This is a genomic window from Billgrantia aerodenitrificans (assembly GCF_021404405.1).
In the GTDB taxonomy this organism is placed as follows: Bacteria; Pseudomonadota; Gammaproteobacteria; order Pseudomonadales; family Halomonadaceae; genus Halomonas; species Halomonas aerodenitrificans.
The window spans coordinates 153,054-166,560 of record NZ_JABFTV010000005.1 but is presented as its reverse complement, the minus strand read 5'-3'; the positions used below and the strand labels follow the sequence as shown (position 1 = coordinate 166,560).

Genomic DNA, 13,507 nt, shown 5'->3' with positions numbered 1-13,507 from the left:
GCCCACCGGCGCAGCAGTTTTGCTATCCTGAGGCGATTTCAACAGGAGCCAACGTATGCAGCATCTCGACGACGCCACCCGCACTCAGCTCGAGGCCGCCGCTTTCCGCCGCCTGCTCCGGCATCTGGACGCCAACAAGGACGTGCAGAACATCGATCTGATGATTCTCGCCGACTTCTGCCGCAACTGCCTGTCGAAGTGGCTGGTGGCCGCCGCCGACGAACAAGGGGCCGAGCTCGACTACGAAACGGCCCGCGACTACGTCTATGGCATGCCCTACGAGGAATGGAAGGCCAAGTATCAGCTCAAGGCCACGCCGGAACAGCTGGCCGCCTTCGAAGAGCGCCAGGCCCGCAAGCAGGAGTCGCAGGCATGAGTGAGGCGATGATCCCGCTCAACGTAGCGGTACTGACCATTTCCGATACCCGCGACTTCAACAGCGACCGCAGCGGCGCCCTGCTCGCCGAGCGTTTGACCGAAGCCGGGCACCGGCTGGCCGAGCGCCGCATCGTCATCGATGACGTCTACCGCATCCGCGCGGTGGTATCGGAGTGGATCGCCGATCCCGAAGTTCAGGTGATCCTGACCACCGGGGGCACCGGCTTTACCGGCCGCGACTCCACCCCCGAGGCGGTATCGGTGCTGCTGGACAAGCGTATCGAGGGGTTCGGCGAGCAGTTTCGTCAGCTCTCCTGGCAGGAGGTCGGCAGCTCGACCATCCAGAGCCGCTGTCTCGGTGGCCTGGCCAATGCCACGGTGATCTTCTGCCTGCCAGGCTCCAGCGGGGCTTGTCGCACTGCCTGGGACGGGTTGCTCGCCGAGCAGCTCGACAGCCGCCACAAGCCGTGCAATTTCGCCAATCTGGTCATTCCCGAACGAGGCCAGCATGTCTGAACTGCAATCCGTCGAGGCGGCCCTGGCTGCCCTGCTCGAGGGTGTCGTCGCCGTCGATGCGGAAATCGTCGACTGTGCCCAGGCCAGCCGTCGGGTGCTGGCCGACGAGGTCGTCGCCCGGCTCGACGTGCCCCCGTTTCACAACAGCGCCATGGACGGCTATGCCCTGCACCATGCAGATGCCGGTCAGCGCTTGCCGATCGTCCAGCGGATTGCCGCCGGTGTCTCGCCGCAGCCGCTCATGCGGGGCACCTGCGCGCGCATCTTCACCGGGGCCGAGCTGCCGCAAGGCGCCGACTGCGTGGTGATGCAGGAGCAGGTCGAGGTCGTCGGCGACGCCGCCGACATCCCGGCTCAGGTGCCTGCCGACAATAACGTGCGCCACCGCGGCAGCGACGTGGCAGCCGGTGCGGTGCTGCTCGAGGCCGGCCATCGGCTGGATGCCGCCGCGCTTGGGCATCTGGCCAGCCAGGGCGTGGTCGAGGTGGCGGTGCGGCGACGGCCGCGGGTCGCGCTGCTCAACAGTGGCGACGAGATCGTCGAGCCTGGCCAGCCTTTGGCAGCCGGCCAGATCTACAACACCAATCGGCCCATGTTGAAGGAGCTACTGGAGCGCTTCGGCGCCGAGGTCACCTTCATCGCCTCGATGCCCGACGACGCCGAAGGCACCCGGGCCATGCTGGCGCTGGCCGCGGACCAGGCCGAAGTGGTCGTCACCACCGGTGGCGTCAGCGTCGGTGAGGAAGACCACGTCAAGAACGCCATCGAAGACATCGGCCGGCTCGACCTGTGGCGCCTGGCGCTCAAGCCCGGCAAGCCGCTGGCGCTGGGCCGGCTCGACGCCAGTGACGGGCGTGAGGTTCGCTTCGTCGGCCTGCCCGGCAACCCGGTCTCCAGTTTCGTTGCCGCCTGGCTGTTCCTGCGGCCGCTGATGGGCGCCCTGCTCGCCTGCCCCGCCCTGGCCACGCTGCCCACCCTGAGCGCGCGGGCCGACTTCTCCACCCGTACCGGACCGCGGCGGCACTACATGCGGGTGGCGCTGAACATGACGCAGGGCGAGCTCACCGCGCACGCCTTTCCCGATCAGGGCTCCGGCGTGCTCTCCTCCTGCGTGAAGGCCGATGCGCTGGCGGTGGTGCCGGCCGATGCCCAGATCAACCCAGGCGACAGGCTCGACTGTCTATGGCTGCGGGTCGATTGAGTTCAGGCGCTAACTAACTCAGGCACTACAGCGAGAAAACTCTACCGGGGTTGAGCAGATTCTTGGGGTCCCAGGCACGCTTGAGGCTTCGCATGAGTTCGACCTCGGTATCGCTCCGGCTGCGGGCAAGCCAGGCCTTCTTCTCCATGCCGATGCCGTGCTCGGCCGAGACCGATCCTCCCACGTCGAGCAAGGGTGCATATACTGCCTCGTCGCTTGCCAGGTGATCGGCATCCTGGCTCTCGGGCTGTATGAAGAGGTGCAGGTTACCGTCGGCGATGTGGCCGAACTGGATGCAGCGCGCATCGGGCCAGCGCGCGACGATCCGCTGCCTGACGGCTTCCGCGTAGCCTGCCATCGCCCTGATCGGCAGGCTCACGTCGTAAAGAAAGGTGGTTCGCCCCGCGAGCATGGCCTCGAAGTTTTCCCGGATTTCCCATAAGGCGTGCCGCTCGCTCTCGGATTTTGGAATCACGGCATCGACGATCACGCCAGATTCGAGAGACCGTTCGAGCAACTGTTCGAAATGCAGCGAATCTCTTTCGACATCGGCACCTTCTGCCTGCAGCAGAACATAGAACGGATACTCCCGGCCCAGTGGAGACGGGTGCCCACCCGGCTCGGTAGCCGCATGGTAGTAGCTGTTCCACATCACCTCATAAGCGCTGAGTGTGCCAGCCAGGTCTCTCTGCATATCCGTCAGCAGCTGCGTTACCGCCTCGAAGGAGGTCAGGGCGGCGAGAGCCGTATTGCAACTCTTCGGCAAGGGATGAAGACGCACTACCACTCGGGTCACGATCCCCAGCGTACCTTCAGTGCCGATCATCAGGTGCTTGAGATCGTAGCCGGCATTGTTCTTGAGCACTTCGTCCATGCTCGACATCACCGTGCCGTCGGCGAGTACCGCTTCCAGGCCGAGGATCTGGCTGCGCATCATGCCGTAGCGCATCACGCTGATGCCGCCGGCATTGGTCGCGACGTTGCCGCCAATGGTGCAGCTGCCGCGTGCCCCCAGGTCCAGTGCGAACAGACAGTCGTGCTCCCGTGCCGCCTCCTGAAGGGCCTGCAAGGTGACGCCCGCCTGGACCGTCGCACTACCACCGACCGGGTCGATGGACTCGATGGCGTTCATGCGCTCCAGCGAGACGATGACCTCTTCGTTCGAGGCAACCGCGCCTTGTACGCACCCCGTCAGTCCGCCCTGGGTCACGACCGGTTGGTCGTGGCGATGGCAAATCTCGAGCGCCTTGCTGACCTCCCCGGTGGTACGCGGCTTGACCACTGCTAGTGCCTGGGTCGGGGATGCGTCCCAGTAGCTCGTGGCACGCTCGGCGACCCGAGCGCCATGCAACACGGCCTGCTCGCCTAGAGCATCGATCAGAGCTTCAATCACGGGTTTCATTGTATTTAGGCTCCCAGAGTCATTCGAGCAATTAACGTCAGCGCTAACGTCGCATGGATGGCAAAAACCTATATGATAGGTTGTGCCTAACATATGCCAGGTGTTGGAGGGATGCAACCAGACGGGAGCCCAGCGGTGTGGCATCATAATCGCAACACGGCCGACCTGCCCGGCATGACGACAGTCAGAGGATGGCGAATGACAGTGAAGCGCGGAAGCGAAGAGGCTCCCGAGACGATGGTCGATAAAGCGATGCGCAGCATTCTCGATCACATTCATCGACAAGGGTTGATGGCAGGCGATCCGCTGCAGAGCGAGGCCTACTTCATCGAGGCCCTTGGCGTCAGCCGTACCGTAGTGCGTGAAGCGTTCAAATCGCTGGCCGCCATGCGAATCCTCGAGATGAGTGCCGGTCGCCGTACACGCGTGGCAGCATTCGACGACACTGCCATTGCCCTCACCTTGTCTCACGCCCTGCGCACCGAGCAGCTCAATCCTCAACAACTGCTGGATGCGCGACGCGCCATTGAGCTGCGCACCGTGGAATTGGCCGCGGGTCGACGCAGCGAGGCCGAGGCGAGAGAACTGCTCTCCCTGGTCGAGCGGATGCGGACGTCGTATAACGAAGTCGAGGCCATGACCGAGGCCGACATTGCCTTTCATGTTGCGGTGGCGCAGGCGACACGCAATCCTCTGTTTCCGGTACTGGTATCGTCCCTGACCACGGCCATGCATGACACCAACACCATCGTTTGGCGCTATCGCACGTCAAGCACCGCGCGCGAAGAGGTCGTGGCTCTGCATGGAGCCATCGCGCAGGCGATAATGGAACGCGATCCCGATGCGGCTCGCGCGGCCCTCGAGAAGCACTTCGAAGTCGCCTCGCAAGGCCTGATCCTCGCTGGCTTCAATTAGTCGTTGGATGAGTGACCCAAGTCGAGAGCACCGAGATGCCGGAAACCAACCAGGACATCAAGCGCTTCTTCAAACAGACCCTGAAGCTCAGACATCTGCGTACGATTGCGCTGCTGGCCGAGATGGGACAGGTGAGCCGGGTCGCTCAGGAGTTGAACGTCACTCAGCCTGCCGTTTCCAAGCAAATTGGCGAGATCGAGCGAGCGCTGAAGATTCCCATCGTGCAGCGACAGGGCAATCGCATCGTCTTGACGCCTGTCGGCGAGAGGCTGGCGACTCACGCCAGGGAGATCGTGCAGCAGATCGAACGGGCCGAATTCGATGTCGATGCCGTGCATCGCGGGCTCGGTGGCCGTGTCGTCGTCGGTGTCGTCACCTCGATTGCCCCTACCCTGCTGCCGGAGGCGATACGGTTGTTGAAAATCACCGCTCCGCCTGCCGTCGTCTCGGTCGTGGAGGGCCATTTCAATCAGTTGCTGCCGATGCTGGAAAGCGGCGGGCTGGATTTGTTGATCGCCCGGGTATGGGAGCCTGTGTTCCGCGAGGGTATCGAGCAGGCCACCCTGCTACGCGAACCCGTTCTGCTGGTGGCCGGCGTGCAGCATCCATTGGCCGGGCGCCAGGAGATCGAATGGAAGGATGCGGTCGCCTGGCCATGGATCAGTCCGGCCGCGGGATCGCTGGCACGACAGGCCATCGATGCTTTCCTGGCCAAGTCGGGGCTCGCATTTCCATCCGGTCATGTGGAATCCACATCGCTCCCGCTCAATATCGAGCTCATGCGGATCTCCCCCTTCATCAGTCTCATGCCCCAATGGCTGGCACGGCACCATGCGGGAAAGGGCGACCTGACCATTCTGCCACTACAAATGGAAGGCGTGCTCTCCGAGGCCCGCTGCTACTGGAGGAAGGAGTCCGCCAACGCGACGTCCAATCTCTTTCGCGAGTGTCTGGAGCAGGCCAGCCGCCAGGCGCGTTTCGCTCCTCTGTAACGGTGGCGCGCGAGCTATCGTTTCATGGCATTACCATTTGGTAATGCGCTGCCGGCAAGATTTCATTGGTTTGCCCCCGCTCCGCTGCGTACGCTCGAGTCATGACAAAAAAAAGACTCTCGGCTCAGGTGGGGCGTATTGCATGTCTTCAGATAACCTGACGTCCGCGTCAGCCAGCGAACTGATGCGTTTGATGGGACTGGGAGAGGTGTCTCCCATCGAGCTCCTGGCCTCCTGTATCGAGCGGATCGAACGCCTGAATCCGGCCGTCAATGCCGTCACTGCCACCTGCTACGAACGGGCCCGTGCAGAGGCGCGCGAAGCGGAGCATCGGCTGCGTCGTGGCGACAACGTCGGTCCCCTGCACGGCTTGCCTATCGGCATCAAGGATCTCCAGGAAACGCAGGGCCTGCTCACGACCTATGGCTCTCCCCGCTTTCGGGACCATGTTCCTTCCGCCGACCACCCCTTGGTGGCCTCGCTGCGCCGCGCCGGGGCAATCGTGGTCGGCAAGACCAACGTGCCGGAGATGGGCGCCGGTGCCAATACCCGAAACCCGGTATGGGGGGCCACCGGCAATCCCTTCAATCCCATGCTGAATGCCGGAGGCTCGTCAGGCGGTTCGGCGGTAGCGCTCGCGCTTGACATGCTTCCCCTCTGCACCGGGTCGGACACCGGCGGGTCACTGCGTATTCCGGCCGCACTGTGTGGCATCGTGGGCTTTCGCCCCTCTCCGAATTTGGTCCCGCACGCGACTCGCCCCCTGGGCTGGTCCTCGATATCGTTGCTCGGCCCCATGGCCCGCAACGTTGACGATCTCTGCCTTCTGCTTCGCGCCATGATCGGGTACGACTCTCGCGACCCGCTCTCGACGAGCAACGATTCCGCCCCCTTCGGTACATTCGATCCGCCGCAATTGCGTTCGCTGCGTGTCGGCTACACCGAAGACTTCGGCGTCTGTGCCGTCGATAACGATATCCGCAAGGTGTTTCGCGAGCGCATGGCAGCGATTGCTCCTCTGTTTGGCGAGTGTCGTCCGCTCGATTTCGACTTGGGTGAGGCTGATCAATGCTTCGACGTCGTGCGTGCCGAAAGCTTCGTTGCCGCTTTCCATGACGATTACAGGCGAAACCCGGAACTTCTGGCCCCGTCCGTCAAGGCCAACTACGAGCTCGGCGCATCCATGTCCCTGGCGGACCGGGCCTGGGCGCATGCTGAACAGACACGCATCTTTCGCAGCTTCCAACGGACGTTGGCCGATGTGGATGTGGTGCTTGCCCCGGTAACCCCAGTGACTCCCTTCAGCTGGCAGCAGGCCTATGCCGAGCGCATCGACGGCATTCCGCTCGCCACGTACTATCGCTGGCTGGCACTCACCTATGTGGTCACATTGGCCAACAACCCGGCCCTGTCGATGCCGTGCGGGCTCGACCATGCCGGCATGCCATTCGGCATGCAGGTGATCGGCCAGTTCAGGGGAGACGCCCAATTGCTGCAGGCTGCCCGAGCCATCGAGCAAGCCTTCGAATCGCTACAGGCGACACGGCGTCCGAAGCCGGATCTCGCCAGGCTTTCCGAGCCCACACCGGAGTTGAAGTCCATCGTCACGTCGCCTCCCGGTTCGGACGATGGCCACTCCGCGACGTCGGCATCCGTTCCCGTCTAGGAGTTAGTCATGGCCTACGTCATTGCAGCCTTTCTGGTATTCCTCACCACCGGTACGGCGTTTGCCTATCTGATGGGGGCAACCGCGATCCTTGCTTTCATTGCGGCGGGCTATCCCCAGTATCTGGCCATCGTTCCCCAACGTATCTTCTCCCAGTTGGATGTATTCGCCTTCATGGCAATGCCGCTGTTCATCCTCACTGGCGAGCTGATGAACCGCACCGGGGTGACGCGAGCCTTGATCGATCTGGCGATGGCCCTGCTGGGACGTCTCAAGGGTGGGCTCGGACACGTCAACATCATGACCAGTCTCTTTTTCTCGGGTATATCGGGCTCCGCCGTGGCCGATTCGGCGGCAGTGTCGAATACCTTGATCCCTGCCATGCGGGAGCGTGGTTACTCGCCCTATTACGCCGGCGCCATCACGGCGGCCTCCTCCATGATCGGACCGATCATTCCACCCAGCATCATCATGATCATTTATGGCGGGTTGACCGGCACTTCGGTGGCAGCGCTATTCGTCGCCGGCATCCTTCCCGGTCTGCTGCTGGCCTGCATGCTGTTCGGCATGAACGGCTGGCTTGCTCGCCGAGAGAATCACCCTGGTGGAGACACCATCGAAGTACCGCCTCTTCGAGCTAGCTTCCTCAGGGCCGCCCCTGCCCTGGCCATCCCGGTCATCATCCTGGGCAGCATCGTTTTCGGCCTGACCACGCCGACCGAGGGTGCCGCACTGGCAGTCGTGGCTGCCATTCTTGTCGGCAGGCTGCTGGGCGCCATGACGCCCAAGCTCTTCTATGAAGCGGCAGAGGCAACGGCCCGTTTGACGGGCGCGATATTCATCATCCTGTGTGCCATTGCGGTACTGAGCTATCTGGCAGGGCTGCTCGGCTGGCCGCAGTTGCTGTCGGGATGGGTGGAGTCGGCGGGACTTACCGGGACTCGCTATCTCATCCTGCTGATCGGGGTGCTGTTGATTGCCGGGATGTTCATGGACACCCCGGTGGCGCTCACCCTTCTGGTGCCACTACTCGCACCTACGGCCCTGCTTCAGGGGATAAGTCCGGTACACCTGGGCATCGTGGTGTGTTTCAACCTCTGCATCGGCTTGATAACGCCGCCCCTGGGCAAGTGCCTCATCGTGGTGGCGGCTATCGCCAAACTCGACTATTGGCGGCTTGCCCTGGCAACCCTGCCGTTCATCGCCGTGCAGATCGTCACCCTGTTGATGATTGCATTCTTTCCTGAGATCAGTCTGTCACTGCCTCGGATATTCGGCTTCAAAGTGGATTGACCATAATAACCACAAGAGGAGACATGCCATGAAACTGTTGCAAAAGCTGGCTTTGGCCGGTGCCCTGCTTGCTCTGACCACAGTAGCCTGGAGCAGTGAGATCAAGGTTGCCCTCGACAGCCCGCCGGACCTAGAGAAGTCAGGCTCCTATGTGTGGGCGCACCATTTTACCGAAGCGCTCAATGAACGGGGCCTGAGGGCCAGGGAGCTGCCACGTGACGCCGTCGGAGGTGAGGCGGAAAAGCTCGATCAGATCGCAATGGGGCTGTTGGAAGTATCGCTGTCGGATGTGAATTCCGTCGCGCGAATCGACCCCTTCATCTTCGGCGTGCGATTGCCTTATCTGTTCGATGGCGTGGCCCATATGGACCGGGCCTTGGTCGAAGGCGAGGTGTTGAATCGCATCAATGACGACATTGCCCATGCCAGCGTTCGATTGCTGGCGATCGTGCCGCTCGGGCCGCCCTCGGGCATCATCACGACACGCAAGGCCGTCACCACGCCCGATGACATGTCCGGTTTGAGGATGCGCGCCCTCGACGATGCTCAGATCGCCCTCTACAGGGCCTGGGGGTCCAATGGCACCATCGTCTCCTGGGGGGAGGTCCCGGCTGCCCTGCAGACAGGAATCGTCGACGGCTACATCAATACGCCGCTCGTACCCATCATGTTTGGCCAAACTGACATCGTGCGCTATTACACCGATGCCAATGTCATGAATGCGTTGCGCGCCGTCCTGGTGTCGGATGACTGGTACCGGGGCCTGAGCGATGAGGAGAGAGGCATCGTCGATGAGTCCGTCGAGGTTGCCAACCAGGCCAACCGCGACTGGCTGGAGGAGGTCACGCCCAAAGCGCTGGCGGAACTGGAAGCTGCCGGCGTAGAGGTCATGGTGTTGTCGGATGCGGCGAGAGAGAGATTCCGTGAACTGTCACAGCCTGTCTATCATGACACGACGCTGACAGCGGAGCAGGTGGAAACCTGGTCGGAGCTGGCCCAACGTACCCGCTGATTTCAGCGGGTAGGCTCCCCGGTACCAGGCTCAAACTGGCACCGGGGCTGGGTAATCGTCGTGTTCCTGACAGGGTGTGCCGAATATGTATCGCTCAATCGTCATTTTCAGTGACTGGCTGGACTGGCTGACACGGCGCCTGGCGGTGCTGTGTCTGACGGCCATGCTGGTGTTCGTGGCCATACAAGTCATTGCGCGTTATGCCTTCAGCGCACCACCATCCTGGACTGAAGAAATGGCCCGCTACATGATGGTCTGGAGTGGGCTGCTTGGTGCCACTCTCTCCTTCAAGTCGAAAGACGATCCGGCACTCTTCAAGGATCCCTGTCACGACAAGGGGAGCCCTTGGTGGCAGCTCACGGCACTCGTGCGCGGCACGGCAGTGCTTATTTTTCTGGTGCCGATCATCTATTTCAGCATCTTCGGCCCGGGGATGGATACGACACGCGGATTCATTGCACGACAGGCCCGGCTCAGCGCAGATACGCTCGGGTTTCCGATGTCCTGGGTAGCAATGGCAGTGCCGATCTGCGCCGCGATCATCCTGGTTCATCTGCTGGCGCGAGCCTGCGAGCTGAAAATGGCGGAGTCGACCCGTATGAGCCGAATCAGTGGGCAGGAACCTCGAGGGCCTCGGTGACCGCCGGCCACAGCCGGTCGAAGTCGCGCTGCAGGTTGCCGTAGTCCGTCTCGAGCCAGGGCACCAGGGCAGCCAGCCGATTGGGGCCCGACAGGCGGTTGCCGATCCCCCGCACCGCATCGCAGGTGAAGCTGAAATCGGCGTAGCGGTGCAGCCAGTCCTGGGCGACCAGGGCCGGTATCATCCGCTCCAGGCGTGTCGGTGCGGGACGGTGACTCAGCACCCGATAGCTGCGCAGCACCAGACGCGACTCCTGAGTCTCGAGCTCGAGTTCACGGGCCACGAAATGATCCCATAGCAGGTCCAGCGCGATGCCGGCATAGCGCCGATACTCGGCAGGCGCGCGCCTGCGCGCCGACAGTACGATCGGGTGAGCATCGACGAAGGCATCGACCCGGCGATGATGGCGAATCCCCAGCGCCACCTCGGCAGGCCAGCCGGAAAGGTCGCTGCCCTTGACCCCATCGGCGATCAGATTACCGTAGAGAAACTCATCGCTGCCGCCGCGGGCAAGCCAGGCGTGGGCCAGGAAGTTCATGTGGGCCGTCAGAGGCAGTTGGCAGGTTTCGGCAGCCCGGCAAGGCGAGCCGTTACCTTGGCGGGGCTGTCGGGGAACAGGCGCATCAGGTGCAGCGAGCGCCCCTTCTCCGGCCCCAGAGCCAGGCCCACCGCCTTGACCAGCGGGCGCATGGCCGGTGAGGCCTGATAGCGGGCATAGAAATCTCGGATCACCTCGATCACCTCCCAGTGCTCCTCGCCGAGATCGCGTCCCTCCTCGGCGGCCAGGGCCTCGGCCACGGCCGGCGTCCAGTCGCTGAGCTCGACGAGGTAGCCTTCCGGGTCCAGGGCGATGCGTCTGTCGCCGACGTTCAGGTAGCGTGCAACTTCGGTGGAAGCCATCAGAACCAGCTCACCGTCTTGTCGGCTTCTTCGGTCAGGGTGACGAAGCCATCCACATCGACGACCTGAACGACGGCGTCGCACTGGCCCTCGAGCCCGCGTGCGTGCAGGTCCTCGCGCAGCGCGAACAGACGCCCCTCAACCTGTTGGAAATGACGTACCTGGGACGTCAGTGCACCCAGCACGCCATCTTCGACCAGCAGCAGGCGGTCCGTGTCGCTCATGGCGGCGAGCGTTTCGCGATACACCAGGCTCGAACTGGGCGGTCGGTTGAGAATATGCAGGATCATGAAGCCTCACAGTGGCATCGAAGCCTATCAGAAAGTCAGGATCAGCTTGTGGCCGGCAAGTAGCTCGGGAATCACTGCGGCGGGGATTCCCGAGGCCGGGAGTTGCAGATCCTGCTGGGTCAGGCCGAAGCTCGCCAGGGCATCCTCGACGAAGTACAGCGACTCGATGTCGTACATGGCCAGCATGTCCAGGGTGGGCGCAGTGCTCTTCTGGCCCAGCGGTCCGGTCTGCTGGCCACGGGCCAGGGCCAGTACGCCATCGCTCTGGAACAGTAGCGTCACCGACTGACCGAAAGCCGCGGCCACCAAGGCCGCATCCAGACCTTCGCGCAGCCAGCTGCTGCCATGTGGTGCGTGGCGCAGGATGACCAGCAGGTCTCCGGTGGCAGGGGCGTGTGACGACATCCGTTCGTTCTCCTCAGGGGGCGAAGGTCACCAGGCGGTCGACGCTCTGCCCCAGGTCGATCAACTGACCGAGCCCCGTCAGTTCGAAGGGGGGCTCGACGCTATGGCCGTGCTTGCCATGGCGGTTGGCCTCGCGCTCGTCGAGCATGCCGCGGCGCAGGGCGGCGGCAATGCACACCTGCAACTGCGTGCCATGTTCGGCATTGAGTGCGCACCAGGCATCGTAGAGGTGCGGTTCGTCCTGAGGCGGTGCGGCCAGGCGGGCGGCGTTGTATACCCCTTCATGATAGAAGAAGACGCACTCCAGGCGGTGGCCGCGGGTCAGCAGCGCCGAGGCAAAGCGCAGCGCGGAATGGGACGCCTGGCTGCTGTAGGGCGCTCCCTGGACGAGTAGAGCGTAGCGCATGGCGGTACCTGTCTGCTCAAACGCGCAGGCCCCGCATCAGCGGGGCCCGGCGATACCCTCGTGATCGGCGATCAGTCGTTGCTCATGATGCCGAGCAGCGCCAGCAGGCTGACGAAGAGGTTGTAGATCGAGACGTACAGCGTGATGGTGGCGAGGATGTAGTTGGTCTCGCCGGCGCGGTGCACGATCTCGCTGGTCTGATAAAGGATGGCGGCCGAGGCGAACAGCACGAAGCCGGCAGATACCATCAGCATCAGGGTGGGGATCTGGAAGATCAGGCCTGCGACCATGGCCAGGATCAGCACGATGGCGCCTGCCATCAGGAAGTTGGCCAGGAAGCTGAAGTCCTTCTTGGACACCAGTGCCACGGCGGAAAGCCCGATGAAGGTCAGACCGGTCATGGCCAGTGCGTTCATGATCAGCGCGGCGCCGTTGGGCAGGGCCAGGTAGGCACTGAGAATCGGGCCGAGGGTAAAGCCCATGAAGCCGGTGAAGGCGAAGGTGGCCAGCAGGCCGGTAGCCGAGTTGGCGGTCTTGTGGACCAGGAACATCAAGCCGTATGCGCCGATGAAGAACACGAAGATGTTCATCCGCTCGACGCCCATGGCCATGGCGGCACCCGCTGTGACGGCGGAGAACAGCAGAGTCATCGCCAGCAGCGCGTAGGTGTTGCGAAGAACCTTGTTGGCGCTGACGGCCTGGGACGAGTGCTGGGCCACATGTGTGTCGTGATAGGCCATTGATCGAGAGCTCCCTGTAGTTGATCTTGGTTGATCTCAGCAGTGGACCAAGGATGCCGTCGGTTGGTTCCCGACGCAAGTCCTTAGTTCTACAACGCTCAACGCATCTTCATCGCGAGTATAGTTCTTCATACAGCGCAGCGGCCACCCGCCGGGTGTTTTCGCACAGCTCCGGTTCTTGCGCTATCTGCCTGCGGTCGAGCCAGCGAATTTCACTGGCATCGTCGCCGGCGACCGCCTCTCCGCCGAGCCACCGGCAGCTCACCACGACGATCACGTAGTGGTACAGCAAGCGTCTCTGGGCATCATGCTGGATCTCCTCGACGGCTGTCATAACACGCTCCGCCTCGGCCTCGACCCCGGTTTCCTCGCGCAGTTCGCGCACGGCAGCCTCGAACAGCGACTCACCCGGTTCCACGCGGCCGCCCGGCAGTGCCAGCCGATTGGCGTTGGGCGGCTTGGTGCGTCGCACTACCAATACCCTGCCCTGCTCGATCGCCGCCGCTGCGACGGCGACGATGGGGCCAGTTTGTGTTTCGCGCGGGGCTGACATGACGACTCCTCGGCGGTAACGCAGCGATGCTCTTGACCTTATGAGCATAACTGGTAATATTCGCCCCCGTGAGCCGGAGGGATGGCAGAGCGGTTGAATGCACCGGTCTTGAAAACCGGCAAAGGTGAAAGCCTTTCCAGGGTTCGAATCCCTGTCCCTCCGCCACCTAGTCTTTAGAATCAAGCGCCTGCGGGCGCT

Annotated in this window: 17 protein-coding genes and 1 tRNA gene; 10 read left to right on the top strand and 8 right to left on the bottom strand. The window is 62.9% G+C overall.

Features of this window, described 5'->3' with window-relative positions:
- The first annotated feature begins 55 nt into the window (after positions 1 to 55).
- From HOP59_RS11245 to HOP59_RS11235, 3 genes are read left to right on the top strand one after another with little or no spacing between them, the layout of a single operon-like run.
- A complete protein-coding gene (locus tag HOP59_RS11245) occupies positions 56 to 376 on the top strand; it encodes a DUF1244 domain-containing protein (protein ID WP_010628569.1) in 321 nt (106 codons plus the stop codon).
- Complete coding sequence (gene moaB / locus HOP59_RS11240; protein ID WP_010628568.1) at positions 373 to 894, top strand: molybdenum cofactor biosynthesis protein B; 522 nt, start codon at positions 373 to 375, stop codon at positions 892 to 894. The genes HOP59_RS11245 and moaB overlap by 4 nt, the downstream gene beginning before the upstream one ends.
- Positions 887 to 2,095 (top strand): molybdopterin molybdotransferase MoeA, encoded by a 1,209-nt coding sequence (locus HOP59_RS11235; protein WP_234254020.1) that lies wholly within the window; start codon positions 887 to 889, stop codon positions 2,093 to 2,095. Before moaB ends, HOP59_RS11235 begins: the two co-directional genes overlap by 8 nt.
- 25 nt (positions 2,096 to 2,120) lie before the next feature.
- On the opposite strand, the gene HOP59_RS11230 is transcribed toward HOP59_RS11235, so the two are convergent.
- Positions 2,121 to 3,497 carry an FAD-binding oxidoreductase gene (locus HOP59_RS11230; RefSeq protein WP_234254019.1) on the bottom strand — a complete coding sequence of 459 codons (1,377 nt, stop codon included), beginning with the start codon at positions 3,495 to 3,497 and terminating at the stop codon, positions 2,121 to 2,123.
- A gap of 198 nt (positions 3,498 to 3,695) precedes the next feature.
- On the opposite strand from HOP59_RS11230, the gene HOP59_RS11225 reads away from it, so the two are divergent.
- The 6 genes from HOP59_RS11225 (at position 3,696) to HOP59_RS11200 (ending at position 10,015) form a co-directional block, all read left to right on the top strand.
- Complete coding sequence (locus HOP59_RS11225; RefSeq protein ID WP_010628565.1) at positions 3,696 to 4,412, top strand: FadR/GntR family transcriptional regulator; 717 nt, start codon at positions 3,696 to 3,698, stop codon at positions 4,410 to 4,412.
- Positions 4,413 to 4,447: 35 nt separating this feature from the next.
- Entirely contained in the window at positions 4,448 to 5,404 is a 957-nt protein-coding gene (locus tag HOP59_RS11220; protein ID WP_234254018.1) for a LysR family transcriptional regulator, read from the top strand.
- A gap of 142 nt (positions 5,405 to 5,546) precedes the next feature.
- Positions 5,547 to 7,070, top strand: a complete 1,524-nt coding sequence (locus HOP59_RS11215) for an amidase (RefSeq protein WP_234254017.1) — start codon at positions 5,547 to 5,549, stop codon at positions 7,068 to 7,070.
- A gap of 9 nt (positions 7,071 to 7,079) precedes the next feature.
- Entirely contained in the window at positions 7,080 to 8,363 is a 1,284-nt protein-coding gene (locus HOP59_RS11210; protein WP_234254016.1) for a TRAP transporter large permease, read from the top strand.
- Positions 8,364 to 8,391: 28 nt separating this feature from the next.
- The gene (locus HOP59_RS11205) at positions 8,392 to 9,375 is read left to right on the top strand and encodes a TRAP transporter substrate-binding protein (protein ID WP_234254015.1); all 984 of its coding nucleotides are present in this window, start codon (positions 8,392 to 8,394) and stop codon (positions 9,373 to 9,375) included.
- Between the two features lie 85 nt (positions 9,376 to 9,460).
- Positions 9,461 to 10,015: a TRAP transporter small permease gene (locus HOP59_RS11200; protein WP_234254014.1), complete on the top strand. Its 555-nt coding sequence runs from the start codon at positions 9,461 to 9,463 to the stop codon at positions 10,013 to 10,015.
- On the opposite strand, the gene HOP59_RS11195 is transcribed toward HOP59_RS11200, so the two are convergent.
- The 7 genes from HOP59_RS11195 to HOP59_RS11165 all read right to left on the bottom strand — a co-directional run bounded on the left by HOP59_RS11195 (position 9,984) and on the right by HOP59_RS11165 (position 13,309).
- The gene (locus HOP59_RS11195; protein WP_234254013.1) at positions 9,984 to 10,553 is read right to left on the bottom strand and encodes an acyl carrier protein phosphodiesterase; all 570 of its coding nucleotides are present in this window, start codon (positions 10,551 to 10,553) and stop codon (positions 9,984 to 9,986) included. The genes HOP59_RS11200 and HOP59_RS11195 overlap by 32 nt on opposite strands.
- 8 nt (positions 10,554 to 10,561) lie before the next feature.
- Positions 10,562 to 10,915: a TusE/DsrC/DsvC family sulfur relay protein gene (locus tag HOP59_RS11190; protein WP_010628558.1), complete on the bottom strand. Its 354-nt coding sequence runs from the start codon at positions 10,913 to 10,915 to the stop codon at positions 10,562 to 10,564.
- The gene (gene tusB, locus HOP59_RS11185) at positions 10,915 to 11,205 is read right to left on the bottom strand and encodes a sulfurtransferase complex subunit TusB (protein ID WP_010628557.1); all 291 of its coding nucleotides are present in this window, start codon (positions 11,203 to 11,205) and stop codon (positions 10,915 to 10,917) included. Before tusB ends, HOP59_RS11190 begins: the two co-directional genes overlap by 1 nt.
- 27 nt (positions 11,206 to 11,232) lie before the next feature.
- Positions 11,233 to 11,610, bottom strand: a complete 378-nt coding sequence (gene tusC / locus HOP59_RS11180; protein WP_234254012.1) for a sulfurtransferase complex subunit TusC — start codon at positions 11,608 to 11,610, stop codon at positions 11,233 to 11,235.
- A gap of 13 nt (positions 11,611 to 11,623) precedes the next feature.
- A complete protein-coding gene (tusD, locus tag HOP59_RS11175; RefSeq protein ID WP_010628555.1) occupies positions 11,624 to 12,016 on the bottom strand; it encodes a sulfurtransferase complex subunit TusD in 393 nt (130 codons plus the stop codon).
- Positions 12,017 to 12,087: 71 nt separating this feature from the next.
- Positions 12,088 to 12,756 carry a Bax inhibitor-1/YccA family protein gene (locus HOP59_RS11170; RefSeq protein ID WP_010628554.1) on the bottom strand — a complete coding sequence of 223 codons (669 nt, stop codon included), beginning with the start codon at positions 12,754 to 12,756 and terminating at the stop codon, positions 12,088 to 12,090.
- Between the two features lie 109 nt (positions 12,757 to 12,865).
- Positions 12,866 to 13,309: an NUDIX hydrolase gene (locus HOP59_RS11165; RefSeq protein WP_234254011.1), complete on the bottom strand. Its 444-nt coding sequence runs from the start codon at positions 13,307 to 13,309 to the stop codon at positions 12,866 to 12,868.
- Positions 13,310 to 13,384: 75 nt separating this feature from the next.
- Here HOP59_RS11165 and HOP59_RS11160 point away from each other — a divergent pair.
- A tRNA-Ser gene (locus tag HOP59_RS11160) sits at positions 13,385 to 13,474 on the top strand.
- The last annotated feature ends 33 nt before the right edge of the window (positions 13,475 to 13,507 follow it).

Bases quoted from the DNA above. Each gene is read 5' to 3' on its own strand.
- HOP59_RS11245 (WP_010628569.1), top strand. From the start codon at position 56: ATGCAGCATCTCGACGACGCCACCCGCACTCAGCTCGAGGCCGCCGCT.
- moaB (WP_010628568.1), top strand. From the start codon at position 373: ATGAGTGAGGCGATGATCCCGCTCAACGTAGCGGTACTGACCATTTCC.
- HOP59_RS11235 (WP_234254020.1), top strand. From the start codon at position 887: ATGTCTGAACTGCAATCCGTCGAGGCGGCCCTGGCTGCCCTGCTCGAG.
- HOP59_RS11230 (WP_234254019.1), bottom strand. From the start codon at position 3,497: ATGAAACCCGTGATTGAAGCTCTGATCGATGCTCTAGGCGAGCAGGCC.
- HOP59_RS11225 (WP_010628565.1), top strand. From the start codon at position 3,696: ATGACAGTGAAGCGCGGAAGCGAAGAGGCTCCCGAGACGATGGTCGAT.
- HOP59_RS11220 (WP_234254018.1), top strand. From the start codon at position 4,448: ATGCCGGAAACCAACCAGGACATCAAGCGCTTCTTCAAACAGACCCTG.
- HOP59_RS11215 (WP_234254017.1), top strand. From the start codon at position 5,547: ATGTCTTCAGATAACCTGACGTCCGCGTCAGCCAGCGAACTGATGCGT.
- HOP59_RS11210 (WP_234254016.1), top strand. From the start codon at position 7,080: ATGGCCTACGTCATTGCAGCCTTTCTGGTATTCCTCACCACCGGTACG.
- HOP59_RS11205 (WP_234254015.1), top strand. From the start codon at position 8,392: ATGAAACTGTTGCAAAAGCTGGCTTTGGCCGGTGCCCTGCTTGCTCTG.
- HOP59_RS11200 (WP_234254014.1), top strand. From the start codon at position 9,461: ATGTATCGCTCAATCGTCATTTTCAGTGACTGGCTGGACTGGCTGACA.
- HOP59_RS11195 (WP_234254013.1), bottom strand. From the start codon at position 10,553: ATGAACTTCCTGGCCCACGCCTGGCTTGCCCGCGGCGGCAGCGATGAG.
- HOP59_RS11190 (WP_010628558.1), bottom strand. From the start codon at position 10,915: ATGGCTTCCACCGAAGTTGCACGCTACCTGAACGTCGGCGACAGACGC.
- tusB (WP_010628557.1), bottom strand. From the start codon at position 11,205: ATGATCCTGCATATTCTCAACCGACCGCCCAGTTCGAGCCTGGTGTAT.
- tusC (WP_234254012.1), bottom strand. From the start codon at position 11,610: ATGTCGTCACACGCCCCTGCCACCGGAGACCTGCTGGTCATCCTGCGC.
- tusD (WP_010628555.1), bottom strand. From the start codon at position 12,016: ATGCGCTACGCTCTACTCGTCCAGGGAGCGCCCTACAGCAGCCAGGCG.
- HOP59_RS11170 (WP_010628554.1), bottom strand. From the start codon at position 12,756: ATGGCCTATCACGACACACATGTGGCCCAGCACTCGTCCCAGGCCGTC.
- HOP59_RS11165 (WP_234254011.1), bottom strand. From the start codon at position 13,309: ATGTCAGCCCCGCGCGAAACACAAACTGGCCCCATCGTCGCCGTCGCA.